The sequence below is a fragment of the Thioclava dalianensis genome (genome assembly GCF_000715505.1).
GTDB classification, from domain to species: Bacteria; Pseudomonadota; Alphaproteobacteria; order Rhodobacterales; family Rhodobacteraceae; genus Thioclava; species Thioclava dalianensis.
In genome coordinates, this window is record NZ_JHEH01000012.1 from 16,335 (window position 1) to 39,770 (window position 23,436).

A 23,436-nucleotide genomic window follows, 5' to 3' on the forward strand; every position below is an offset into this window, starting at 1 on the left:
CCCGCTAGGAACGCGCCATGACGAACCCTTCTTCTTATACGCCACGCGGGGTGCTGACGCCCGACCGGGCGCTGGCCGATCTGACATGGCTGCGCGTCGGCGGGCCTGCCGATTACCTGTTCCAGCCCGCTGATATTGACGATCTGTGCGCCTTTCTCAAAGGGCTGCCCGAGACGGTTGCGGTCTTTCCAATAGGCGTTGGCTCGAACCTGATCGTGCGCGATGGCGGGTTGCGGGCCGTGGTGATCCGGCTTGGGCGCGGCTTCAACGAGATCTCATTCGACGGCGATATCGTGCAGGCCGGGGCGGCGGCACTCGATGCGCATGTCGCGCGCCGCGCGGCCACGCAGGGGCGCGATCTGACGTTTTTGCGCACCATTCCGGGCAGTATCGGCGGGGCCGTGCGGATGAATGCGGGCTGCTATGGCAGCTATGTCTCCGATCATCTGATCGACGCGCAGGCGGTGTCGCGCAAGGGCGAGCCGCTAACGCTCTCCCCGCAGGATCTGGAGTTTGGCTATCGCCACAGCGTCTTGCCCGAGGGCGCGGTTCTGGTCAGCGCCCGGTTTCGCACAAGCCCCGGTGATCCCGAGGCGCTTGAGGCGCGCATGGCCGAGCAACTGGCCCGACGCGATGAGAGCCAGCCCACGCGCGAGCGCTCCGCCGGTTCGACCTTCCGCAATCCGGCAGGGTTCTCCTCGACCGGGCGGGCCGATGATGTGCATGATCTCAAGGCGTGGAAGGTGATCGACGATGCGGGCATGCGCGGGGCACGCCTTGGTGGCGCGCAAATGTCCGAAAAACACAGCAATTTCCTGATCAACGCCGATCACGCGACCGCCGCCGACCTTGAAGGATTGGGCGAAGAGGTGCGCAAAAAGGTTTTGCACAACTGCGGAATTTCGTTAGAGTGGGAAATTAAGCGCGTGGGCGAATTCGGGGCATAAGATCCCGACCCGATACGCGCCTGAATCTGAGCAAGACCAGACGGGGGACAACCCCCGCAAGAGGCGAAAGTGGCGGGCATGTCGAGCAGGGCATCCCACCGTGTGGCAGTCCTGTTGGGTGGCCTTTCCGCAGAGCGGGAAGTGTCGTTGTCCAGCGGGCGGGAATGCGCAAATGCGCTCCGCGCGGCAGGGTACGAGACCATTGAAATCGATGCGGGGGCAGACCTCGTGGCGCGGCTTCTTGAAGTGGCGCCTGACTGCGTTTTCAACGCCTTGCACGGGCGCTGGGGCGAGGATGGCTGCGTTCAGGGCATTCTCGAATGGCTGCGCATGCCCTACACCCATTCGGGTGTGCTGGCTTCGGCGCTGGCGATGGACAAGGCGCGTGCCAAGCAGATTTTCAAAGAGGCAGGCCTGCCGGTCGTCGAGTCGGTGATCGCGGCCAAGGCCGATGTGATGGCGCGCCATGTGATGCCTGCGCCCTATGTCGTGAAACCCAATAATGAGGGCTCGTCGGTCGGCGTCTATCTTGTGATGGATGGCGCCAATGCGCCGCCACAGCTCTCGGATGAGATGCCCGATCAGGTGATGGTTGAGACCTATGCGCCGGGGCGCGAGATGACCGTTTCGGTTCTGGGGGATCGGGCGCTTTGCGTGACCGAGATCATCACCAGCGGCTGGTATGATTACGCCGCCAAATATCAAGAAGGCGGCTCGCGCCATGTGGTGCCTGCCGAGATCCCGCAAGAGATCACCGATGCCTGTCTCGACTATGCCCTGCGCGCCCATAAGGTGCTGGGCTGCCGCGGGCTGTCGCGCACCGATTTCCGCTGGGACGAGGCGCGCGGGCTCGAAGGGCTCGTGCTGCTGGAGACCAATACCCAACCCGGCATGACGCCGACTTCGTTGTCGCCGGAGCAGGCTGAGCTGTGTGGCTTGGACTTCCCCGCGCTGATGACCTGGATGGTGGAGGATGCCTCATGCGACCGGTGACGCGCGACCCTGTGCGGGTTTCGGCCGATCATCGCGGCGGCATGCCTGCGCGGGTCTATCAACGCTCGCGCCGCAATTCATCGCGCGATCCGGCCCCCTCGCGGCTGTCATTCCGGCTGCAACGCCTCTGGCTGACGCCAATGGTGCGTGTGCTGACTCGGGTCGGGCTGCCGGTGCTTGTCGTGGGCGCGGCGCTGGCGATCTGGCTGGGTGATGCGGGACGGCGCGACGCGGTGATCGCGCAGTACAATGCGATCAAAGAAAAGATCGAGCACCGCCCGGAATTCATGATTTCGCTTCTGAAGATCGACGGGGCGGGGCCGGAAGTGGCGCGCGCGGTGCGTGCGATGCTGCCGATGACGCTGCCCGCTTCGAGCTTCGATATCAATCTCGACGCCTATCGCGACACGATCCGCAAGCTCGATGCCGTGGCCGATGTGAGCCTCGTGATCCGCCCCGGCGGCACGCTTGAGGCCAAGATCACCCAGCGCGTTCCGGTGGTTTTGTGGCGGACGCCGCGCGGTCTTGAGATGCTGGACGATACGGGCCACCGGGTTGCCACGCTGATCACCCGCGAGGCGCGTCCGAGCCTGCCTCTGATCGTGGGGCAGGGGGCGGATCAAGCGGTGCCGCAGGCGTTGCGCCTGATTGCGGATGCCGGGCCTTTGCTGCCACGGCTGCGTGGTCTGGAGCGGGTGGGCGAGCGGCGCTGGGATCTCGTGCTCGATCACGATCAGCGCATCATGCTGCCCGATGCCGATCCGCTGGGCGCTCTGGACCGGATCCTCGCGCTCAACACCGCCGAGGGGCTTCTGGAACGTGATTTTACCGTAATTGATTTTCGCAACAAGGATCGCCCGACGATCCGGCTGAGCGCAGACGCGCTCGCCGCCTTCCGTCAGGCGCAATCCGACAGTCTCAAAGCAAGGGCGAGCCAATGACCGATCTCTACGAGTCCCAGCGCGCGATGCGCAACATGCGGAAGGCCGCGATGCAGCGTGGCGTGATTGCGCTGCTCGATATCGGCACCTCCAAGATTGCCTGTCTGGTGTTGCGTTTCGACAGCCCCAACGGCACCGATGGCGAGGGGTCGCTTGCCGGACATGCGGCGGCGCGGGTCATCGGGGCTGCGACGACACGCTCGCGGGGCGTGCGCTTTGGCGAGATCGACGCGATGGTCGAGACCGAGCGGGCGATCCGGACGGCCGTTCAGGCCGCGCAGAAAATGGCCAATACCCGCGTCGATCATGTCATCGCGTGTTTTTCGGGCGCAGAACCGCGCTCTTACGGGCTGGATGGCGCCATCGAGTTGCAGGGCGATCAGGTCACCGAGGCCGATGTCGGGCGCGTTCTTGCCTCTTGCGAGATGCCCCCGATCGGCCATGGCCGCGAAGTGCTACACGCCCAGCCGGTGAATTTCGCGCTGGATCACCGCTCGGGTCTGGCCGATCCGCGGGGGCAATCGGGGTCGCGTCTGGCGGTCGATATGCATCTTTTGACGGTCGATGATGCGGCGGTCCAAAACCTGATCTATTGCGTGCGGCGCTGCGATCTGGAGCTCGCAGGGATTGCCAGCTCGGCCTATGTCTCGGGCATTTCGAGCCTTGTCGAGGATGAGCAGGAGCTGGGTGCTGCCTGTGTCGATATGGGCGGCGGCGCGACCGGCGTGTCGATCTTCATGAAAAAGCACCTGATCTATGGCGATGCGGTTCGGCTGGGCGGCGATCACGTCACCCGCGACATCGCAGCCGGGCTGCAAGTGCCGATGGCCGTGGCCGAGCGGATCAAGACCTTCCACGGCGGCGTGCATGCCACCGGGATGGATGATCGCGAGATGATCGAGCTGGGCGGGAATTCCGGCGATTGGGAAAAGGACCGCCGCCAGATCAGCCGCGCCGAGCTGATCGGTATCATGCGTCCGCGCGTCGAGGAGATCTTGGAAGACGTCCGTGCGATTTTGGATGCGGCGGGCTTTGAGCATCTGCCGAGCCAGCAGATCGTGCTGACCGGCGGGGCAAGCCAGATCCCGGGTCTCGATGGTCTCGCTGCGCGAATCCTTGGGCAGAATGTTCGGCTGGGTCGGCCCATGCGCGTGCAGGGCTTGCCGCAGGCTGCGACCGGGGCAGGGTTCTCCTCGGTGGTCGGTTTGGCGCTGTTTGCAGCCCATCCGCAAGACGAATGGTGGGATTTCGAATTGCCGATCGAAAGCTTGGGCGGAAAGTCGATCCGCCGGGCAATCCGTTGGTTCCGCGACAATTGGTGAAAAGTTGAAAAAGTGAAACTTTGCGAAGTCAGGCAGTTGCATCACGAAGTTGATGTAAGCACAGGGGCGGCGTAGCGCCTGGCTCTTTCCACTATATTCGGGACACTGCGCGAAATACCGCTTGTCACGCGAAAGCGAACTCCAGATTTTGTGTCTCGGGGCCAGTTTTTACGTGACGCTGGAGCGTTTTATGGCTAAAATCGAGGGAATTTACTTTCATTACGGTCTGGGACAGGGCCGATCAGCAGCAACAGGCGGATAAACCACATGACGTTGAATCTCATGATGTCAGAGCATCAGGACCTCAAGCCTCGGATCACGGTTTTCGGGGTCGGTGGCGCAGGCGGCAACGCGGTCAATAACATGATCGAGCAGCAGCTCGAGGGCGTCGAGTTTGTGGTTGCCAACACAGATGCACAGGCGCTGGCCCAGTCGAAATCGACGGCCCGTGTGCAGATGGGCATTCAGGCAACCGAAGGTCTGGGCGCAGGTGCGCGTCCCTCCGTCGGGGCTGCCGCTGCTGAAGAAAGCATCGAGACCATCGTGGATCATCTGGCGGGGGCGCATATGTGCTTCATCACCGCCGGTATGGGTGGCGGCACCGGCACCGGCGCGGCCCCGATCATCGCACAGGCAGCGCGCGAGCTGGGCGTGCTGACCGTGGGCGTCGTGACCAAGCCGTTCCAGTTCGAGGGCTCCAAGCGGATGCGTCAGGCCGAAGAGGGTCTTGAGGCGCTGCAAAAGGTCGTCGACACGCTGATCATCATTCCCAACCAGAACCTGTTCCGTCTGGCCAATGAGAAGACCACTTTCACCGAGGCCTTCGCGATGGCCGATGATGTGCTCTATCAGGGCGTCAAAGGCGTGACCGACCTGATGGTACGCCCCGGCCTGATCAACCTCGATTTTGCCGATGTGCGCGCCGTGATGGACGAGATGGGCAAGGCAATGATGGGCACGGGCGAGTCCGAGGGCGACGATCGCGCCGTTCAGGCCGCCGAGAAGGCGATTGCGAACCCGCTGCTCGACGAGATCAGCCTCAAAGGCGCCAAGGGCGTGCTGATCAACATCACCGGCGGCTACGATCTGACCCTGTTCGAGCTCGACGAGGCCGCGAACCGGATCCGCGAAGAGGTCGACCCGGACGCCAATATCATCGTGGGCTCCACGCTCGATCCCGATATGGCAGGCACGATGCGTGTGTCGGTCGTGGCGACGGGCATCGATGCTGTGGCCGCCACCGAAGTGCCGGTGCCGCGTCGCACGCTGGCCGAGCCGCTCAAGCCGACCGTGGAGGCTGCAGAAGCCACCGCGCAGCAGGCCGAGCAAGTCGCACCGCAGCCCGCGCCGCAGCAGCCCGCAGTGGCCGCCGAGCGTATGCAGCCCGCGCCGCAACCCCAGTCGCAGCAATATGCGCCCGCCTCGGAGCGCACCTTGTTCGATGCGCCCGCAGCCCGGACGGCAGCCGAGGCGCCGCGCGCGCAAGCCGCAGACGATCTGCCGCCGCCCGCCTATAGCGCGCCGCGTGCGCCGCAGCCCGATCTGCATGTCGAGGACGAGCAGGCCTATGTCGCGCCCCGTCCGCGTCAGCCCGGCACACCCTCGCCGGAAGCGCTGCGCCGTCTTGAGGCCGCCGTTGGCAAAGCGCCCGCCGCTCAGCGCCCGATGGCCGCAAGCCGTCCGCAAGAGCCGCAGCCGCAGGCCGACAAACCGCGTTTCGGGATCAACTCGCTGATCAACCGGATGACCGGCCATGGTGGCGATGCGCAGCATAACCAGCCGCAGCAGCAAGCGCCGCGCGCTCCGGCCCCGCGCGCACAGCACTCGGCCGCCCAACAGCAGCCGCGCGCCGAGGCTTATGATGACGAACAAAGCGATGCGCAGGATCGTGTTGAGATCCCTGCCTTCCTGCGCCGTCAGGCAAACTAAGAAAAAACGATCACAAAACTGTTTTGGAGGGCCGGGGTTTTCCGGCCCTTTTTTATTATATATCAATGCTTTGATGTGTATTGAGCGACGTTTTGCCCCGGATATGCGGCTTTGTTTCACTCCGTTACAAAGAGTGAGTTGTGATGTGGTGAGGGTCAGACTAACTGATCCTGCGGCGAAGGAAGTTGAGATTTCGTTACCGCCAGTGAAAAAAGATGTGAGGTTGAACCGTGCAGACGACGCTTGCCAAATCCGTGGCCTTTTCTGGCGTTGGGCTCCATTCCGGCGCCAAGGTCGAAATGTGCGTGCATCCTGCGCCTGCGGGCAGCGGTATCGTGTTCCGGCGCAGTGACGTCACCGGGCTGGACCCGCGTGTCGCCGCGCTCTGGAGCAATGTGCCCGCCACCAAACTTTGCACCAAGATCGAGAATGCCGATGGCGTTCAGGTCTCGACCATCGAGCATATCATGGCTGCGCTGGTGGGCGCGGGTGTGCACAATGCGCTGGTCGAGCTTGACGGGCCAGAAGTGCCGATCATGGACGGCTCGTCGGCTGTGTTTGTCAACGCGTTCTGCGAGGTCGGTCTGCGCCAGCTTGAGGGCGATCTGCGCGCGATCCGCGTGCTGAAACCGATCGAGGTGCGCGACGGCGAGGCCGTGGCCCGGCTTGATCCGGCGGCCGCGCTTGAGATCGATTTCCGCATCGATTTCACCGATGCCGCCATCGGGCGTCAGCACAAGCGGCTCAAGATGTCGAACGGTGCCTTCGTGCGTGAGCTGATGGACAGCCGCACCTTCTGCCGTCAGTCGGAAGTCGACTATATGCACGCCCATGGCCTCGCGCTTGGCGGCACCTATGAAAACGCAGTTGTGATCGCCGATGACAAGGTGCTCACCCCCGGCGGTCTGCGCCATGCCGATGAGGCCGTGCGTCACAAGATGCTCGACGCGCTTGGCGATCTTGCGCTGGCAGGCGCGCCGATTCTGGGTCGCTACACCGGGACGCGCTCGGGCCATGCGCTCACGAATAAGTTGTTGCGGGCGTTTTTCGCCGATCCGACCGCCTGGATGTGGGAAACCTGCTCGGACTCGCAGGCCTATAGCCTGCCCGGCGCGGGTGTTTGCCCCTCAAAAGCACTGATTTCCGTCTGAGTTGGGCGGGGGCGGGGCGTGCTTGCCACGTCCTCGGCGCATCTGTAAAAAGCCGTCAAAGGCATTTTGCGCCCCGGATTTTTCTATGCTAGGACAATCCAAACCTCCCGCATCAAGCGGGTTTCAGGATACGGGTCCGGGGCCTTCTCCCCGGCTGCGAAGATGGATGGGGCAGGGCATGGCGCGCGGCAAAATGGCGGCAGCGAAACTCGGGGCTCTTGGTCTGGTGATGAGTTTGGCGGCATGTGGCCCCAATCCGAACAAGGCTCCCGATCTGGAGAATTTTACCGCCAAGCAGATTTACGAGCGCGGTGAGTATGAGCTGGAGGTCGGCAATCCGCGCCGTCCTGTGGATGCGCTCAAGTATTTCTCGGCGGTTGAGCGGCTTTACCCCTATTCGCAATGGGCCAAGCGCGCGTTGATCATGGAGGCCTATGCCCAGCATCGCGCCAAGAAATACGAAGAGGCGCGGGCGTCGGCGCAGCGCTTCCTCGACACCTATCCCGGCGATGAGGATGCGGCCTACGCCCAGTATCTTCTCGCGCTGAGCTATTACGATCAGATCGACGATGTGGGTCGCGATCAGGGCCTGACCTATCAGGCGCTGCAGGCCCTGCGTGATGTGATCGAGAAATATCCGGATTCCGAATATGCGCAATCCGCGACGCTGAAATTCGACCTCGCCTTCGACCATCTCGCAGGCAAGGAAATGGAGATCGGGCGCTATTACCTCAAGCGGGGCAATTACTCTGCCGCGATCAATCGCTTCCGTGTCGTGGTCGAGCAGTTCCAGACCACGAGCCAGACGCCCGAGGCGCTGGAACGTCTGGTGGAGTGCTATCTGGCGCTCGGCATCAACGATCAGGCCCAGACGGCAGCTGCGATCCTTGGTCACAACTTCCAGTCCTCGCCCTTCTATCAGGATGCGTTCAACCTGTTGGAAAAACGCGGCCTCAAGCCCGAAGCTAAGGGTGATGGCTGGCTGGCGTCGGTCTATCGGCAGGTGATCAAGGGCGAGTGGCTCTGAGCGGGCCCCGGGGTCTGACATGCTAAGATCGCTGGATATCCGCGACATTTTGATCATTGAGAGGCTGGAGCTGGATTTCGGCGCCGGCCTCAATGTTCTGACCGGCGAGACCGGGGCTGGCAAGTCGATCCTACTCGATTGTCTGGGCTTTGTGCTGGGCTGGCGCGGACGCGCCGAGCTGGTGCGTCAGGGCGCGGATCAGGGCGAAGTGACGGCGGTGTTCGATCTGCCCAAGGCGCATCCCGCGCGCGCAGTGCTGGAAACCGCCGGGTTGCCGGTGGGGGATGAGCTGATCTTGCGCCGCGTCAATGCCCGCGATGGCCGCAAGACCGCCTGGATCAATGATCGCCGTGCGAGCGGCGATGTGCTGCGGCAGGTGTCGGAATCGCTGGTAGAGCTGCATGGCCAGCAAGATGATGGCGGACTTCTGAATGAGCGGGGCCACCGCGCGTTGCTCGATGCCTTTGCCGAACATCCCGGCCTGCTGATCGCCACGCGCAGCGCGTGGAAGGCGCGGGCCAGTGCGCAGCGCCAGTTGGATGTGGCGCGCGCCGATCTGGAGGCCGTGCGCTCGGAGGAAGATTTTCTGCGCCATGCAGTTAAGGAATTCGACGATCTCGATCCGAAACCGGGCGAGGAGGCCGCACTCGATGCGCAGCGCCGCCTGATGCAGGGCGCGGCGCGCATCCGCGAAGATGTCGCGCGCGGGCTTTCTGCACTCGGGCCTGAGGGGGCTGAGGGGATGATGCGCGACGCGGATCGCTGGCTGCAAGGCGCGGCGGACCGGGCGGAGGGCAAGCTCGACGCCCCGCTCATCGCGCTGGAGCGTGCGATTGTTGAGCTGGGCGAGGCGGCGCAGGGCGTTGAAGAGGCGCTTGAGGCGCTCGATTTCGATCCGCGCGCGCTTGAAGCCTGCGAAGAGCGGCTGTTCGCGATCCGGGCCTTGGCGCGCAAGCATGGTGTGCTGGCCGATGATCTGAGCGATTTTGCCGAGGCGCTGCGCGAAAAGCTCGAGGCGCTGGATGCCGGGGCCGAGGGGATCGAGGATCTTGAGGTCGAGCTGGCCCGCGCCGGTGCCGAGTTCGAACGTGCGAGCGCCGATCTCACCAAGGCACGCGAGAAAGCGGCCAAGCGGCTTGATGCTGCGATGGCGGGCGAGCTGGCGCCGCTCAAGATGGAGCGCGCGGTTTTCGAGACCCATATCAGCCCCGGCGATCCCGGTCCCGACGGGCGCGATGCGGTGGCCTTCACCGTGGCCACCAACCCCGGCGCGCCCGCAGGTCCGCTCAACAAGATTGCGTCTGGCGGGGAGCTGTCGCGCTTCCTGTTGGCGCTCAAAGTTGTGCTCTCGCGCGGGGCCGATGCGCTGACGCTGATCTTCGATGAGATTGATCGCGGCGTTGGCGGGGCCACCGCCGATGCGGTGGGCCGCAGGCTGGCTCAGCTTGCCGAAGAGGCGCAGGTGCTTGTCGTCACCCACAGCCCGCAAGTCGCGGCCCGTGGGGCTGTGCATTTCCGTGTGGCCAAATCGGTGAGCGACGGGATGACGACCTCGGAGGTGCGCGCACTTGGCACGGGCGAGCGCACCGATGAGATCGCGCGGATGATCTCGGGGGCCGAGGTTACCGATGTGGCCCGCGCTGCCGCCCAGTCGCTTCTGGCGGGCTGATCGCGCCAAGCTGCTTGTGCGCGTAGTCCTTGAGCGCGTGGGGGGCCGATTTCACCGGACAGGTCATTGCGATATAGCCATCGGGCCGGATCAACACGCAGCGCGCATGGCGACCAAACAGCGCATCGAAGCTTGCCTGATAGCCCGGCGCGCGATCATGTTCGGGCGGGGCAATATGCACGATCCGCTCGAAGGGCACGTCGGAGGAAAGCTGTTCGAAATGCGGCGCTGCGTTGATCGGATGTGCGATCAGTACGGTGAAGTCCGTCGGGTCCAAAAGCGGGTATAGCTGCGCCTCGACCCAGCGCCCATTGCGTAATTGGCGCAGGTCGAGATCGGGCATTCGGTCGCCGGCGTAAAGGCTGCCCGCATGTGCGTGATCGACCGAAATCGGACTGTCGCGATATTCGACGGCCAGTTGCGACATCCGCATCGTGGCTTTGCTTTGAAGAAATCTCGTGCGCCCGACAATCGGCGCGATATGGGCAATCGCGCTGCGCAGAAGCGGGTTTTCGGCGCCGATCACCTCGGTCAGCCGCTCGGTCCGGTTCAGCACGGCCTCCATCACCGGGCGGCGGTCATCCTCGTAGCTGTCGAGCAGGCTCTCACCGCTTTGGCCCTTGATCACCCGCGCCAGCTTCCAGCACAGGTTGATCATGTCCTGAATGCCGGTGTTCATGCCCTGCGCGCCTGCGGGGGAGTGGATATGCGCGCTGTCGCCGCCCAAGATCACCCGGCCCACACGCAGCTGCGTGACCATGCGCGAGTTGATCTGGAACCATGACGACCAAGTGAGGTCATGCAGTTGGGCGGGGCGATCGGCGCGCGCGTCAAAGGCGGCCTGAAGCTGGTCGAGCCGGGGCGGGGCGCTGCGATCTTCGCCTCCGGGCGGATGGGAGACGATCAGGCGAAAGCGCTGCGCGCCCAGCGGAAAGAGCCCCATCAGACCATGCTCGGAGGAATACATGTGCAGATCCTCTGGCGCGATCTCCCCGTCGATCTGAAGATCGGCCAAAGCGAACTGCTCGGGCATCGTCTCGCCCTCAAAGGGCACCCCCAACGTGGCGCGCGAGAGCGAATGCGCGCCCTCGGTTGCGATCAGCCACGAGAAACCTTGGGCGGCGATGCCGTCTTCGGTGCGCAGCACCGCCTCGATCTCGGTCGTGCGGCCTGCGCGCTCGTGTTGGCCAAAGGCGATCAGCTCCGTGCCCCATTCGACCTCGACACCCTGACATGCGAGCGCCTTGCGCAGCATCGCCTCGGTGTTGGATTGCGGGGTGAAGAGGATATAGGGAAAGCGGCTGGGCAGGGTCGAAAAATCCAGCCGCATCAGGCTTTTGCCGTCGCCGTGAATGTCGCCGCCCCGGATCTTCATGCCGGTCGCGATCAGTTCTTGGGCCAATCCGCGTTGTGCCAACAGCTCCAGCGTGCGGGCATGGACGCCGATTGCGCGCGAGGTCGTGGCAGGGCCTGCCGCACGGTCGACAAGGCGCACCCGCACGCCCATCCGTGACAGCTCAAGGGCGGCGGTCAGTCCGGTCGGACCGGCTCCTGCTATCAGAACGGGATCTTGCATACGCGGCGCACTCCTTGGGCTGTGGTCCTTTGATACTTAGCACAGAGATCGGGGCGCGCAGGCGGCTGTCCCGTCACAGGGCCGTGAGTGTCGGCGCGATTAGCCGGCCGCGCCCTCGACCACGAATTGCGCGGCCACGATCTGCCAGCCCTCGGGATAGAGCCCGAGCGTGGCGGCCAGAACCGCGCCGATCCGTCCGGCATCCGATCCATCGGGATTGAGCAGGCCCGAGAGTACGAAGCGCTGAAACACGACGCAGGCCTCGGTGCCGATGGGGCGGATCTTCATCCGTCCGGTCACGAGGCGCGCGCGGGCAAAGGCACCTGCCAGCTCACCGGCCAGCAGTTCCGCGATCTCGTCGCGACCAACCGCCGCCCCGCCCGTGAGCGAGAGGAAATCGGCATCGGGGGCGAAGAACTCCGACAGGGTGAGCGCATCGCGCGCCCCCCATGCCCGGGCAAAGGCGCGGGGAAAGTCCTCGGGGGTTGCGAAACTCATTCGGGTTGCTCCACCAGCTTGCCGGGATTGAGGATGTTTTGCGGATCAAGCGCATGTTTGAGCGTGCTCATCACGTCCCAGCCCGCGCCATGCTCGGCGCGCATATAGCCCAGCTTGCCCATGCCGATGCCGTGCTCGCCGGTCACTGTGCCGCCCAGCTCCAGCGCGCGCTTCGCCATTTTGCCCGAAAGCGCCTTGGCGCGGGCCATCTCGTCGGCGTCGTTGGGATCGAGCAGCAGCACGGAGTGGAAATTGCCATCGCCCACATGGCCCACAATTGGTCCGATCAGGCCAGCGGCGTCGATCTCGGCTCTCATCTCGGAGACCGCCTCGGCCAGCCGCGAGATCGGCACGCAAATATCGGTCACAAGCCCCATGCAGCCCGGACGATGCGCGATCGAGGCGGGGTAGGCGCCGTGGCGCATCTTCCACAGGGCGTTGCGGGCCTCGGTGGTGGTGGCCCATTCGAAATCGGCGCCGCCCATCTCGGCCACGACCTCGCCAAAGCGCTGCGAGGCTTCGGCCACACCTTCGGGCGAGCCGTGAAACTCAATCATCAGGTGCGGTTTATGTGGGAAGGCGGTGCCATTGGCCTCGTTGAAGATCTCGGCGGTCAGCGCATCGACGAATTCGATCCGCGCCATCGGGATGCCCATCTGGATCGTGAGCTGCACGGTCTCGACGGCGGCCTCCAGCGTGTCAAAGGCGCAGACCGCCGAGCTGACCGCCTCGGGTTGGCCGTGCAGGCGCAGGGTCAGCTCGGTGATGATTCCGAGCGTGCCTTCCGAGCCCACCATCAGCGCGGTCAGGTCATAGCCCGCCGAGGATTTCTTCGCGCGCGATCCGGTGCGGATGATCCGGCCATCGGCGAGCACGACCTCAAGGGCTGCCACATTGTCGCGCATCGAGCCGTAGCGCACCGTGGTCGTGCCGCTCGCACGGGTCGCGGCCATGCCGCCAAGCGAGGCATTCGCGCCCGGATCGACCGGAAAAAACAGCCCCGTCGCGCGCAGATCCTCGTTGAGCGCCTGTCGGGTCACGCCGGGCTGGACGCGCACCTGCATATCGTCGCTGAGCACTTCGAGCACCCCGTTCATCCGGCTCATGTCGAGGCTGACACCGCCTCGGATCGGGACCGCATGTCCCTCAAGCGAGGTGCCCGTGCCCCAAGGCGTGATCGGGATATCGTGGCGTGCGCAGATCTTGACCAGTTCCGAGACTTCTTGCGTCGTCTCGGGATAGGCCACGGCGTCGGGCAGCGAGAGGGCGAACCATGTCTCGTTGCGGCCATGCTGATCACGGTCGCCTGCGCTGCGGCTGAGCCTGTCGCCCAGCAGCTCTGTCAGCGCGTTCAATCCCTCGTCGAGTGCCACGATGATCTCCTGTCTGTTCTGCCGCCCAACTCTTAGGCTTCGGCGGCGATGCAGGGAAGAGGCAGGGCCGGGCGTCGGCGGATTTTATCCCGTGCGGGGATGGCAAAAGCCCCCGGCACGGGGTCTTGCTTAAAGCGGCGCGCAGGCCTTGGTCAGCCAGTCGCGCAGATCGGGTTCGACCAGCGGGCCGATCCGCTCCAGCACCTGCGCATGATAGGTGTCGAGCCAGTCGCGCTCATCGGGGCTTAGCAGGGCCGTGTCGATCAGGCGGCGGTCGATCGGCACCCATGTCAGCGTCGCAAACCCAAGCTGGTCGCGTTTGTCGCCCGCCTCCTCGGCCTGTTCGGTGAGGATCAGGTTTTCGATGCGGATGCCAAAGGCGCCCTCGCGGTAATAGCCGGGCTCATTGGACAGGATCATGCCGGGTTCGAGCGGGATTTCGGAAATCCGCGAGATCCGTGCCGGTCCTTCATGCACACAGAGCGCCGCGCCCACGCCATGACCCGTGCCGTGATCGTAATCCCAACCCTCGGCCCAAAGCGGTGCGCGCGCCAGAGCATCCAGATCGCGTCCGGCCAAGCCCCGCGGAAAGCGCGCCCGCGACAGCGCGATCATGCCTTGCAGCACACGGGTGAAGGGACGGCGGACCTCGGGGGGCACCGGGCCCACGGCCACCGTGCGGGTGATGTCGGTGGTGCCATCGACATATTGCCCGCCCGAATCCACCAGCAGCACGTCGCCGGGTTTGATCGGGCTGTTAGATTGCGTGCTCACGCGGTAATGCGGGCGCGCGGCATGGTCGCCGACACCGCAGATCGTATCGAAAGAGATATCGAGCAAGCTGTTGGAGGCACGGCGGAAATTCTCAAGCGCCGTGACCACCTTGGTTTCGCTCAGCGTGCCGCTCGGGGCTTCTTGATCGAGCCAGCGCAGGAAGGCCACCATCGCCACCGCATCGCGTTGATGGGCGGCCTCCATCCCGGCGATCTCGGCGGCGTTTTTGCGCGCCTTGGGCAGAATGCAGGGATCGCGGTCCCAGAGGATCTTGGTGCCATGATCGGCCAGCCGCAGCGAGACGGCGAGCGGGGCGGTGTCGGGATCGACCAGCACCGGGCCTTCGATGGCCTCAAGGGCCGCCCCCAAGGCACCGGGCGGCAGGATCGAGACGGCCTCGCCCAGATGCGTGCGCAGATCGGCGTCGAATTTCGCGGCATCGGCAAAGAGCTTGAGCGTGCCATCCTCGAACAGGACGCCGAAGGCCTGAACCACCGGGTTTCGCGGCAGATCCGCGCCGCGAATATTGAGCAGCCAGCACAGCGAGTCGGGCAGGGTGATCACCGCCGCAGCGGCGTCTTGCGCGCGCAGCCCCTCGGCCAGACGCGCACGCTTGTCCGAGGCGCTCTCGCCTGCGAATTCGGCGGGATGAATGCGGGCCGGTTCGGCGGGCGGGGCGGGGCGGTCGCTCCAGATCGCATCGATCAGATTGGCGCTCTCGACCAAGGCGATCCCGGAGCCTTCCAGATCGCCGCGAATCCGGTCGATCTCGGATTTGGTGTGCAGCCAAGGGTCAAAGCCTACCCGGTCGCCGGATTCAAGCTGCTCGCGCAGCCATGCGCCGGGCCGGGTCTCGGGCCAGTGCACGGGGGTGAAATGATCCAGATCGACCTCGGCGCGCACCTGCACCCGGTAGCGCCCATCAATGAACACGCCCGCGATATCGCTCAGGGCGATGCAAAAGCCCGCTGATCCGGTGAAGCCAGTCAGCCAGCCCAAGCGCGCATCGGATGCGGCGACATATTCGCCCTGATAGGCATCCGCGCGCGGCACGATAAAGCCTGCAAGCCCGGCATCGGCGCAGGCGCGGCGCAGCTCGGCCAGACGGGGCGGCCCGATTTCCGGGCGCGACTGCACGGCAAAATCCTGATACATTACATCGCCTTCCTGATCCCCAGCAGGCGTGCGCGTGCCCGCGGGTCGCTGTCAAACAGACCGGCCAACTGTTCGGTCATCGCACCTGCCAGTTGCTCGACATCGGTGATCGTGACGGCGTGCTGATAGTAGCGCGTCACGTCATGGCCGATGCCGATGGCGATCAGCTCGACCGCGCGGCGCCGCTCGACCATGGCGATCACGTCGCGCAGGTGTTTTTCGAGATAAATCGCGGGGTTGACCGACAAGGTGGAGTCGTCCACCGGCGCGCCATCCGAGATCACCATCAAGATCTTGCGCGCCTCGGAGCGCGCCAGCATCCGCCGATGCGCCCATTCGAGCGCCTCGCCGTCGATATTCTCCTTGAGCAGCCCTTCCTTCATCATCAGGCCCAGATTGGTCCGGGTCCGGCGCATCGGGGAATCGGCGCGCTTGTAGATGATGTGGCGCAGATCGTTGAGACGACCGGGCGCTTGCGGGCGCCCTTCGGCGAGCCATTTCTCGCGCGACTGCCCGCCTTTCCAAGCCCGCGTGGTGAAGCCCAGAATCTCGACCTTCACATCGCAGCGCTCTAGCGTGCGTGCCAGCACATCTGCGCAGATCGTCGCGATCGAGATCGGGCGGCCCCGCATCGAGCCGGAATTGTCGAGCAGCAGCGTCACCACGGTGTCGCGGAACTCGGTGTCTTTCTCGACCTTGAAGCTCAGCGGCATCGTCGGGTTGGCGACCACGCGGGCGAGACGTCCGGCATCGAGCATCCCTTCCTCGCGGTCGAATTCCCATGAGCGGTTCTGCTGGGCCTGCAGGCGGCGTTGCAACTTGTTGGCCAGCCGCGAGACCGCGCCCTTGAGCGGTTCGAGCTGCTGATCGAGATAGAGCCGCAAGCGCTCCAGCTCGGCGGGCTCGGCCAGATCCTCTGCGGCGATTTCCTCGTCGAACTCGGGCGCAAAGACGGTGTAATTCGGATCGGCTGCCGAATGGGGCGGGGGCGGTGGCGGCTCGAGCGGGGCATCCGCATCGGGCATCTCCACCTCGTCGCCCATCTCCTGATCGGCCATGTCATCGGCGCTGACGGATGTTTGGGTCTCGTCCTGCTGGGTCTCTTGGCTCGATTCCGGCGAGGCATCGGCCTCCTCTTCCTCGCTCTCGTCGCGACCCTGCTCTTCGCCCTGTTCCTCGTCCTGCTGGGCGTCGTCTTCGTCGCCCTCGTCGCCGGTCTCTTCGTCGGGGTCATCGCCCAGCTGATCGCCATAGCCCAGATCGGAAATCACCCGGCGCGCCATACGGGCAAAGGCCGCCTGATCGGAGAGCACGAAATCGGTGTTTTCCAGCGCTTCACCGGCCTGCTGCTCGATGAAGGGGCGCCACAGGTCGAGCACATTGCGCGCACCGGGCGGCAATTGGCGGCCCGTGGCCAGCTCGCGGACAAAAAAGCCCGCCGCCACAGAGAGCGGGGCTTCGGCGGCATCGCGCACCTGGGCATAGCCCTTGCGGTCTGCCTCATGGGCGATCTTGGCGTCGATATTGGAGAGCGTGCCCGGCATATCGCGCGCGCCCAGTGCCTCGCAGCGCGCGGTCTCCATGGCCTCATAGATCGCGCCCGCCAGCTCGCCGGTCGGCGCATAGCGCGCGTCGATCTTGGTGTCATGGTGCCGCCTGCGCATCGCGAGCGCATCTGCAGTGCCTCGCGCGAGCAGCACCTCGTCGCGGGTCATCCGACGCGACACCTGCGGCAGGCGCATCGAGTCTGGGGTCATGCCCGAAGGGTCGACCGAATAGCTCACCGTCATCTCTGGCGCATCGGCCAGCGTCTTGGTGGCCTCGGCCAGAGCCTTCTTGAACGGATCGGCGGGGTTGTCGGATGGCTTGCTCATGGCGCATGATAAAGCACCGCGCGGCCAGCTTCGCAAGGGGGATCGGGGGCTGTGAGCTGTCACGCACCGCCGGGGTTCAGCCCCGCACATCTTTAGACATTGGAACATCATCCAAACGGCTTAAGTTGAGGGGGTATCCAAGCCCGGACCATGCGTGTCCGGGGTGCAGGCTGACAACAAGGAGTGAGACAGATGGCAGCTAAGCTGAAGATCGGTGTGATCGTCGGGACGACCCGTCAGGGGCGCTTTGCAGACAAAGCGCTCGAGTGGTTTGAACCCAAAATCGCGGCGCGTGAGGATCTCGACTACGAGGTGCTCGATCTGCGTGACTTCGCGCTGCCAATGTTTGACGAGGCAGCCCCGCCTGCCGCCAAGCCGGTCACCAGCCCCGCAGCCCAAGCGTGGGAAAAGAAGCTGTTGGAGTTTGACGGCTTTATCGTGCTGACGGCGGAATACAATCACTCGCTTCCCGCCAGCATCAAGAACGCGTTCGATTATGCGTTCAAGGGCTGGTATCGCAAGCCGCTGGGCACGATGGGTTATGGCGGCGTAGGCGCTGCGCGCGCGGTCGAGCATCTGCGTATGATCGCGATCAATTTCGGGATGGTGCCGGTGCGCGGGGCGACGACCATTGGTGGGGCTGATTTCGTGGCCGCGATGCAGGGCAAACCGGCCTCGGAATGGGGCGATCATCTGGACGCGCCGACGACCGAGATGCTCGATGATATGGTGTTCTGGGGCAATGCCGCGAAAGCCGCCAAAGGCTGAGCGCCGCTCATAGGACAAAAAGGGGCGCCGGTCAGTTGACCCGGCGCCTCTTTTGCGTTGGCCCGCTCAGCGATCAAAGATCGACTGGCAGATCGTGGGCATGAAATCGGGGTTGAGCTTGCTCAGCGGGAAGGCGCGCATGTCCTGCTGGCCGGTCTTGGTCTGACCATCCAGCGTGATCTCGTAATTGCCCGCCAGAAGGTTGACGTCGCAACTCCCTTGATGGTCGGGATCGATCCGGTCGTAATATTGATAGCTGTAGCCCGACACCACGAAATGACCGTCGCGCCACGCCACCGAGAAGGTCGCCTCCCATGGCGTCCGGCCAAAGCCGATCTGCTCTTGATGGAGTGCGAAGGCCGATTTGGAGAGCGCCTTGATCGTGGGCGTCTGGCCCCCGCCCTGACCCGAGAACATCGCGCTCTTGACGCTTACTGCCGGTTTGAGCCCGTAGACGGGATCGCCCAGATAGACCGTCAGATCGGCGGAATAGTCGTCATCTTGCTGCAAGGTTACGGCATCGGCCACGCCATCGCCGTTCCAGTCACCGCTCAAGGCTGCCACCAGATCGCCGGGCTTGGCCGGCACGCTCGTGTCCTGCGCGCAAGCCAGAGCCGGGCTCAGCCCCAGCAACAAGATGAGGAGCGCGCGCGTCATTTTGCGATGGCAGCCGCGCTTTCGGGCAGTTCTTCGTCGAACAGACGCTGGTAGAACTCGGCCACCGTCTGGCGCTCCAGCTCGTCGCATTTGTTCAGGAAGGACAGGCGGAATGCATAGCCGACATTGTTGAAGATCCGCGCGTTCTGCGCCCATGCGATCACGGTCCGCGGGCTCATCACGGTGGACAGATCGCCATTCATGAAGGCGGTGCGCGACAGATCCGCCACGGTCACCATCTGGCTGATCGTCTTGCGCCCGGCCTCGGTGTTGTATTGCGGGTTCTTCGAGAGAACGATGGCCACTTCGGCGTCATGGCTGAGATAGTTCAGCGTCGAGACCAGCGACCAACGGTCCATCTGACCTTGGTTGATCTGCTGGGTGCCGTGATAGAGGCCCGTAGTGTCGCCCAGACCCACGGTGTTCGAGGTCGCAAAGAGCCGGAAATACGGGTTCGGCGTGATCACCTCGTTTTGATCGAGCAGGGTGAGCTTGCCGTCGGTTTCCAGCACGCGCTGGATCACGAACATCACATCGGCCCGGCCCGCATCGTATTCGTCGAACACGATCGCGGTGGGGTTGCGCAGCGCCCAAGGCAGGATGCCTTCATGAAAGACGGTGACCTGTTTGCCATCCACCAGCTTGATCGCATCCTTGCCGATCAGGTCGATCCGGCTCACGTGGCTGTCGAGGTTAACGCGCACGCAGGGCCAGTTCAGCCGGGCTGCGACCTGCTCGATATGGGTCGATTTGCCCGTGCCGTGATAACCCTGGATCATCACGCGGCGATTATAGGCAAAGCCTGCCAGGATCGCCATCGTGGTGTCGGGGTCGAACTTGTAGGTGGAATCGATGGCCGGCACGCGGTCGGTGGCGTCAGCAAAACCCTTGACCTTCATGTCGGACTCGATCCCGAAGACCTCGCGGACATCAATTTCTTCGGTGGGCTTGGCATTCTGATCGAGCATCACGGGCGTCCTTTCCTTGTTGGCTGCGACTCTTGACCGATTGGCCGAAGGGAGGCAAGGGGCGGATTGTGTCCCTACACGCCATTTTGGGCTTCATGCGCGCAGGGGCCGCGCGGGCAATCGCTCGGCCTGAAACCGCTGCCACACAAGGCTTTTGGTTGACCACTTCCCCCCATTCGCTAGAAAGGCGCCAAGCAAGAGGTGTCACGATGCAGAATTTCGAATACAAGGTCATTCCCGCGCCCGCACGTGGCGAGAAAGAGCGCGGCCTGAAGACAGGTATCGACCGGTTCGCCAATACGCTGTCTTCGGTGATGAACGAGATGGCGGCGCAGGGCTGGGAATATCAGCGCGCCGAGACGCTGCCCGCGGAAGAGCGCAGCGGTCTGACCGGAAAAACCACCGTTTATCATAACCTTCTGGTGTTTCGTCGACTGCGCGGCGGCGATCCGGCCCGGGCGCTCGACACCCATGTGAGCGTCTCCGATGCGCCCGCCAATGCCGAAGCGGCACCGCGTCTGAGTGCGACCACCGATAGCAGCGCATCCTCCGGTGCGCGTGACAGCCAGCTCAAGACCGACAGCCCTGAGGGGCGCGCGCCCAGCCTGCGCGCCAGCCGCAACGCGGAGGACTGACGCCATCACAGCGCGTCGCGCGGGATCGTCAGACGGGGCGGGTTGAAACGCCGCCCCGCAGGTCGCATCTTTTTCTCAATCGGCAAGTTTCTGTAGGACGCGGGCGAAGGCCCTCTTTCCTCAAGCGCGATTTCCACTAAACTGCGTGGCCCGACTCGGCGAATGCTCCCATTTGGCATTTCCGACCACAGGCATCGGGCAGAATATGAGGCAAGCATGAGCAAGAGCGATCCTTTCGGGTTCAACATTTCGGCGGCAGCCGACAAGAAGCGCCGCTCCAAGGGTCGGCGCGGCATGTCCGGTGCGTTCGAGACGTCGACCCGGATTTGCGACAAGGAAGGGTGCAATGAACCCGGAAAATACCGCGCGCCCAAAAGCCCCAAGGTGCTGGATGACTATTTCTGGTTCTGTAAGGACCACGTGCGCGAGTATAATCTGAACTGGAATTACTTTCAGGGTCAGTCCGAGGAGGAGTTCCAGAACTTCCTCGACAATGCGACCGTCTGGGAGCGTCCGACCAAGCCCTTCTCCAAGGCCAAAGAGGCGCAGGGCTGGGCGCGGCATGGCATTTCCGACCCGCATGAGATGCTGGGCGACAATGCCACGAAAAACCCCGGCCGCTCGCTTGGGCGCAAATTGCCGCCCACTGAGAAACGCGCCCTCGATATTCTCGATCTGCGCGACTCCACGAGCAAGGCCGAGATCAAGAAGACCTACAAGGCGCTGATCAAGGTGCTGCATCCCGACATGAATGGCGGGGATCGCAGCCAAGAGGATATGCTCCAAGAGGTTCTTTGGGCCTGGGAGCAGCTCAAGGAAAGCCGCAACTTCAAGTAAGGCCGTCCTTTGGCCCGCCCGGAGACGGGCGAGTCAGCCCTTCTTTTTCTTTTTCTTACCGCCGGATTTCTGCGCGCTGCGGCTGGCATCGATCTGGCCTGCGAGCGCATCGGGGCTGAGCTTGCTCAGCGCATCCAAATGGCCCGAGACCGCGTCAAACACATCGCATAGCGCTGCGGCCCGCGGATCGGCGCTGCGGGTCTCAAGCGCTGCAAGCTGGTCGCGCGCGGGGCCAAAGACCCGACGGGCGCGTTCGGAGAGCACCAGCCGGGCCAGCTCCCACGGATCTGGGGGGGCTATGAAGTAATCCTTGCGGGAGCCGGGGCTGCGCGCGCTCTGGATCAGCCCTGCCTCGCGCAATTCCTTGAGCGCGACCGAGACGTTCGAGCGCGACAGACCGAGCTGGGCCACGAGATCCTCGGCGCTGGGGGCTTGGGCTGCGCGCCAGATCGCCCCGAAACAACGGCCTGCAGGACGCGAAATCCCGAAGCGAGGGGCGATTTCGCCGAACGTGTCGGAAAGGTCCAGATCGGCCATGTCCCTGTTTCCCCTTACTGTTTTCGGGCCTGCGCCAATCCTGCGATCAACGCGGCCTCACCATCGCCCAAGGTGACCTGTGCGCCTTGGCTTTGCAAGGCGCGCTGGCAGATCTCGGCCCATCCGGGCGCAGTGGGTGAAGACAGAGCCAGCACCGGCTGACCGAGCCACCACGGGCGGGTCGCGGCCAGCTCGGCCCCGAGCACGGCACCGGCGGCGCGTTCCGAGCGGCCCGAAAGCGCGAGCGCGCCCAGATCACGCGCCATCCGTTCAGGCCGCGAAAGCGCATCGCTCAGCGCGGCGTCGAATTCTTCGCCTGCATGGAGCGGCGCGCCCAAGCCCGCCAGCATCGCCGCCGAGCCCATCCGGGTCACGCTGACGATCTCTCCGGCAGAGATATGCGCCCAAAGCGATGTCGCGCCGCAGATCCAGATCACGCCGTCAAACTGCGCCATGCCCGCCAAGATGCCGGCGATGCGCGCAGCCTCGGGCGGGGTGACGGTTTCATCGGGGCGGGTCTGCACAAGGCCCGGAAGGGCGTGCAGGGCGCGTTCGGAAATCTCGGCGCGCGGCCATGGGCCCTCGGGAAGCGGCGCACAGGGCAGGGTGCGCCGCTCAAGCCCAGGGGCCGTGGCGGCCAGCACCACGGTCCCTTCGGGCAAAAGCGGGCGCGGCGAGGGACCAGATTGCTGATCCCTGATCGCGCCCGTTTCATCTACGGCGAGTGCGCGCCAGCGTCCGGCCTCTTCTACCAATGCGGTCCAATCTGTCATGGGCCGCAGATGGCACGGCTGGGCGCTCAGATCAATGCTGCGATTCGAGGCAGGTGGTGATCGTGTCGGCGGTCTTCTGCATCAGCGCCTCGTAGAGATCCGCGCCATAGGGCAGCGTGCTGCCAGCCGGATCGAGCGCGCCACCCAGTTTCACCGGCGTCCCATCGACGAGAATGCTCACCATCTTGGGATCGTGCTGGGCCTCGGGGAAGGCGCAGGCGATGGTGTCAGTGTCGATCTCTTTGCGCAGGCTCACCATATGGGCCGCGCCCGGTGCCGTTGCATCGCTGGGCGACAAAGCCCCTGCCACGTGCAAGCCGTAGTGATCGGCCAGATAGCCATAGGCTGCGTGATAGACGAGGAAGGGCGTGTCCTTGACCGGCGCGTATTCCGCTTTCAGCCGGGTATCCATTGCCGCGATCCGGGCCTGGGCGGCCTTGGCGTTCTCAGCGTAGATCTTGGCATGTTCGGGATCGAGCTTGGAGAGTTGCTGCGCAATATCGCCCACCCAAAGGGAGGCATTCGCCGGGTCAAACCAGGCATGCGGATCTTCATAGGGATCGGTTTGATCGTCATGGGCGGCGTGATCATGGTCTGCATGATCATGATCGGCGTGATCGTGATCGGCGTGATCGTCATCCTCATCCTCATCCAGATCGGCGCTGTGATCGTGGGGGTCATCGCCCGAAAATTTGCGGGTATGGGTGCCCGGCTGGGCCAGCAGGCTCAGCGAGCGGTCTTGCGCACCGATCCCGTCAAGCGCGCGCTCCAGCCAAGGCGTGAGGCGCGGACCGATCCAGACGACGAGGTCGGAATCTTGCAAAGCGCCTGCCTGACTGGGCCGAAGCTGGTAGTGGTGGGGGTCCGAATTCTGCCCCAGCAGCACGCTGGGTTTGCCCAGATCGCCCATCACTTGGGCCACGAGGGATTGAACGACGGGAATATCGGTGACCACATCGGGCACCTTGGCCTGTGCCAGCCCGGGGGCAATGGTCAAAAGGGTGGCGGCCAGCGGAAGGATCGAACGCATCT

21 protein-coding genes are annotated in these 23,436 nt (G+C 64.3%); 11 read left to right on the forward strand and 10 right to left on the reverse strand.

Translation table 11 applies throughout. From position 1 onward, the window contains the following. The first annotated feature begins 17 nt into the window (after nucleotides 1-17). The 8 genes from murB to recN all read left to right on the forward strand — a co-directional run bounded on the left by murB (nucleotide 18) and on the right by recN (nucleotide 9,979). Nucleotides 18-947 (forward strand): UDP-N-acetylmuramate dehydrogenase, encoded by a 930-nt coding sequence (murB, locus tag DL1_RS10960; protein WP_038066045.1) that lies wholly within the window; start codon nucleotides 18-20, stop codon nucleotides 945-947. A 78-nt stretch (nucleotides 948-1,025) separates the two neighbouring features. Continuing rightward, entirely contained in the window at nucleotides 1,026-1,940 is a 915-nt protein-coding gene (locus DL1_RS10965; RefSeq protein WP_074854877.1) for a D-alanine--D-alanine ligase, read from the forward strand. After that, complete coding sequence (locus DL1_RS10970; RefSeq protein WP_081856323.1) at nucleotides 1,928-2,881, forward strand: cell division protein FtsQ/DivIB; 954 nt, start codon at nucleotides 1,928-1,930, stop codon at nucleotides 2,879-2,881. Before DL1_RS10965 ends, DL1_RS10970 begins: the two co-directional genes overlap by 13 nt. Beyond that, a complete protein-coding gene (gene ftsA, locus DL1_RS10975) occupies nucleotides 2,878-4,203 on the forward strand; it encodes a cell division protein FtsA (RefSeq protein WP_038066047.1) in 1,326 nt (441 codons plus the stop codon). Before DL1_RS10970 ends, ftsA begins: the two co-directional genes overlap by 4 nt. 267 nt (nucleotides 4,204-4,470) lie before the next feature. Beyond that, on the forward strand, nucleotides 4,471-6,132 hold the full coding sequence (gene ftsZ, locus DL1_RS10980; protein WP_038066049.1) for a cell division protein FtsZ: 1,662 nt from the start codon (nucleotides 4,471-4,473) through the stop codon (nucleotides 6,130-6,132). 230 nt (nucleotides 6,133-6,362) lie between these two features. Next, the gene (lpxC, locus tag DL1_RS10985) at nucleotides 6,363-7,283 is read left to right on the forward strand and encodes a UDP-3-O-acyl-N-acetylglucosamine deacetylase (RefSeq protein WP_038066051.1); all 921 of its coding nucleotides are present in this window, start codon (nucleotides 6,363-6,365) and stop codon (nucleotides 7,281-7,283) included. A gap of 178 nt (nucleotides 7,284-7,461) precedes the next feature. Continuing rightward, nucleotides 7,462-8,310: an outer membrane protein assembly factor BamD gene (locus tag DL1_RS10990; RefSeq protein ID WP_038066175.1), complete on the forward strand. Its 849-nt coding sequence runs from the start codon at nucleotides 7,462-7,464 to the stop codon at nucleotides 8,308-8,310. Nucleotides 8,311-8,329: 19 nt separating this feature from the next. Then, on the forward strand, nucleotides 8,330-9,979 hold the full coding sequence (gene recN, locus DL1_RS10995; RefSeq protein ID WP_038066052.1) for a DNA repair protein RecN: 1,650 nt from the start codon (nucleotides 8,330-8,332) through the stop codon (nucleotides 9,977-9,979). Here the strand turns inward: recN and DL1_RS11000 are convergent. The 5 genes from DL1_RS11000 to cobT form a co-directional block, all read right to left on the reverse strand. Then, nucleotides 9,933-11,555, reverse strand: a complete 1,623-nt coding sequence (locus tag DL1_RS11000; RefSeq protein WP_051693489.1) for an FAD-dependent monooxygenase — start codon at nucleotides 11,553-11,555, stop codon at nucleotides 9,933-9,935. The genes recN and DL1_RS11000 overlap by 47 nt on opposite strands. Before the next feature lie 99 nt (nucleotides 11,556-11,654). Then, complete coding sequence (locus DL1_RS11005; RefSeq protein ID WP_038066053.1) at nucleotides 11,655-12,053, reverse strand: nuclear transport factor 2 family protein; 399 nt, start codon at nucleotides 12,051-12,053, stop codon at nucleotides 11,655-11,657. Then, a complete protein-coding gene (locus DL1_RS11010; protein ID WP_038066055.1) occupies nucleotides 12,050-13,426 on the reverse strand; it encodes an FAD-binding oxidoreductase in 1,377 nt (458 codons plus the stop codon). The genes DL1_RS11005 and DL1_RS11010 overlap by 4 nt, the downstream gene beginning before the upstream one ends. Nucleotides 13,427-13,555: 129 nt before the next feature. Continuing rightward, the gene (locus DL1_RS11015; RefSeq protein ID WP_038066056.1) at nucleotides 13,556-15,355 is read right to left on the reverse strand and encodes an aminopeptidase P family protein; all 1,800 of its coding nucleotides are present in this window, start codon (nucleotides 15,353-15,355) and stop codon (nucleotides 13,556-13,558) included. After that, on the reverse strand, nucleotides 15,355-17,229 hold the full coding sequence (cobT, locus tag DL1_RS11020; RefSeq protein ID WP_038066058.1) for a cobaltochelatase subunit CobT: 1,875 nt from the start codon (nucleotides 17,227-17,229) through the stop codon (nucleotides 15,355-15,357). The genes DL1_RS11015 and cobT overlap by 1 nt, the downstream gene beginning before the upstream one ends. A gap of 192 nt (nucleotides 17,230-17,421) precedes the next feature. Between cobT and DL1_RS11025 the strand changes: the two genes are divergently transcribed. Then, a complete protein-coding gene (locus DL1_RS11025; protein ID WP_038066059.1) occupies nucleotides 17,422-17,997 on the forward strand; it encodes an NADPH-dependent FMN reductase in 576 nt (191 codons plus the stop codon). 66 nt (nucleotides 17,998-18,063) lie between these two features. Here the strand turns inward: DL1_RS11025 and DL1_RS11030 are convergent, their stop codons facing one another. Together DL1_RS11030 and cobS are read right to left on the reverse strand one after the other, a co-directional pair. After that, nucleotides 18,064-18,654 (reverse strand): hypothetical protein, encoded by a 591-nt coding sequence (locus DL1_RS11030; RefSeq protein WP_038066060.1) that lies wholly within the window; start codon nucleotides 18,652-18,654, stop codon nucleotides 18,064-18,066. Beyond that, nucleotides 18,651-19,622, reverse strand: coding sequence for a cobaltochelatase subunit CobS (gene cobS / locus DL1_RS11035; protein ID WP_038066061.1), 972 nt, complete (start codon nucleotides 19,620-19,622; stop codon nucleotides 18,651-18,653). The genes DL1_RS11030 and cobS overlap by 4 nt, the downstream gene beginning before the upstream one ends. A 209-nt stretch (nucleotides 19,623-19,831) precedes the next feature. Here cobS and DL1_RS21960 point away from each other — a divergent pair, with 209 nt between their 5' ends. Further along, a complete protein-coding gene (locus DL1_RS21960) occupies nucleotides 19,832-20,257 on the forward strand; it encodes a DUF4177 domain-containing protein (RefSeq protein WP_038066063.1) in 426 nt (141 codons plus the stop codon). Nucleotides 20,258-20,473: 216 nt separating this feature from the next. After that, nucleotides 20,474-21,094, forward strand: a complete 621-nt coding sequence (locus DL1_RS11045) for a DnaJ domain-containing protein (protein WP_038066064.1) — start codon at nucleotides 20,474-20,476, stop codon at nucleotides 21,092-21,094. A 33-nt stretch (nucleotides 21,095-21,127) separates the two neighbouring features. Here the strand turns inward: DL1_RS11045 and DL1_RS20880 are convergent, their stop codons facing one another. The 3 genes from DL1_RS20880 to DL1_RS11060 are packed head-to-tail and all read right to left on the reverse strand — an operon-like array spanning nucleotide 21,128 to nucleotide 23,434. Then, a complete protein-coding gene (locus DL1_RS20880) occupies nucleotides 21,128-21,631 on the reverse strand; it encodes a GbsR/MarR family transcriptional regulator (RefSeq protein WP_051693490.1) in 504 nt (167 codons plus the stop codon). Nucleotides 21,632-21,645: 14 nt separating this feature from the next. Further along, nucleotides 21,646-22,404 (reverse strand): 2-dehydro-3-deoxygalactonokinase, encoded by a 759-nt coding sequence (locus DL1_RS11055; protein WP_051693491.1) that lies wholly within the window; start codon nucleotides 22,402-22,404, stop codon nucleotides 21,646-21,648. 31 nt (nucleotides 22,405-22,435) lie between these two features. Beyond that, entirely contained in the window at nucleotides 22,436-23,434 is a 999-nt protein-coding gene (locus tag DL1_RS11060) for a zinc ABC transporter substrate-binding protein (RefSeq protein ID WP_038066066.1), read from the reverse strand. Between the last annotated feature and the right edge of the window lie 2 nt (nucleotides 23,435-23,436).

Bases quoted from the DNA above. Each gene is read 5' to 3' on its own strand.
- cobT (WP_038066058.1), bottom strand. From the start codon at position 17,229: ATGAGCAAGCCATCCGACAACCCCGCCGATCCGTTCAAGAAGGCTCTG.
- DL1_RS11060 (WP_038066066.1), bottom strand. From the start codon at position 23,434: ATGCGTTCGATCCTTCCGCTGGCCGCCACCCTTTTGACCATTGCCCCC.
- DL1_RS11045 (WP_038066064.1), top strand. From the start codon at position 20,474: ATGAGCAAGAGCGATCCTTTCGGGTTCAACATTTCGGCGGCAGCCGAC.
- DL1_RS10990 (WP_038066175.1), top strand. From the start codon at position 7,462: ATGGCGCGCGGCAAAATGGCGGCAGCGAAACTCGGGGCTCTTGGTCTG.
- DL1_RS11055 (WP_051693491.1), bottom strand. From the start codon at position 22,404: ATGACAGATTGGACCGCATTGGTAGAAGAGGCCGGACGCTGGCGCGCA.
- DL1_RS21960 (WP_038066063.1), top strand. From the start codon at position 19,832: ATGCAGAATTTCGAATACAAGGTCATTCCCGCGCCCGCACGTGGCGAG.
- ftsA (WP_038066047.1), top strand. From the start codon at position 2,878: ATGACCGATCTCTACGAGTCCCAGCGCGCGATGCGCAACATGCGGAAG.
- DL1_RS11025 (WP_038066059.1), top strand. From the start codon at position 17,422: ATGGCAGCTAAGCTGAAGATCGGTGTGATCGTCGGGACGACCCGTCAG.
- DL1_RS11005 (WP_038066053.1), bottom strand. From the start codon at position 12,053: ATGAGTTTCGCAACCCCCGAGGACTTTCCCCGCGCCTTTGCCCGGGCA.
- DL1_RS20880 (WP_051693490.1), bottom strand. From the start codon at position 21,631: ATGGCCGATCTGGACCTTTCCGACACGTTCGGCGAAATCGCCCCTCGC.
- DL1_RS10970 (WP_081856323.1), top strand. From the start codon at position 1,928: ATGCGACCGGTGACGCGCGACCCTGTGCGGGTTTCGGCCGATCATCGC.
- DL1_RS11015 (WP_038066056.1), bottom strand. From the start codon at position 15,355: ATGTATCAGGATTTTGCCGTGCAGTCGCGCCCGGAAATCGGGCCGCCC.
- murB (WP_038066045.1), top strand. From the start codon at position 18: ATGACGAACCCTTCTTCTTATACGCCACGCGGGGTGCTGACGCCCGAC.
- DL1_RS10965 (WP_074854877.1), top strand. From the start codon at position 1,026: ATGTCGAGCAGGGCATCCCACCGTGTGGCAGTCCTGTTGGGTGGCCTT.
- DL1_RS11030 (WP_038066060.1), bottom strand. From the start codon at position 18,654: ATGACGCGCGCGCTCCTCATCTTGTTGCTGGGGCTGAGCCCGGCTCTG.
- cobS (WP_038066061.1), bottom strand. From the start codon at position 19,622: ATGCTCGATCAGAATGCCAAGCCCACCGAAGAAATTGATGTCCGCGAG.
- DL1_RS11000 (WP_051693489.1), bottom strand. From the start codon at position 11,555: ATGCAAGATCCCGTTCTGATAGCAGGAGCCGGTCCGACCGGACTGACC.
- recN (WP_038066052.1), top strand. From the start codon at position 8,330: ATGCTAAGATCGCTGGATATCCGCGACATTTTGATCATTGAGAGGCTG.
- ftsZ (WP_038066049.1), top strand. From the start codon at position 4,471: ATGACGTTGAATCTCATGATGTCAGAGCATCAGGACCTCAAGCCTCGG.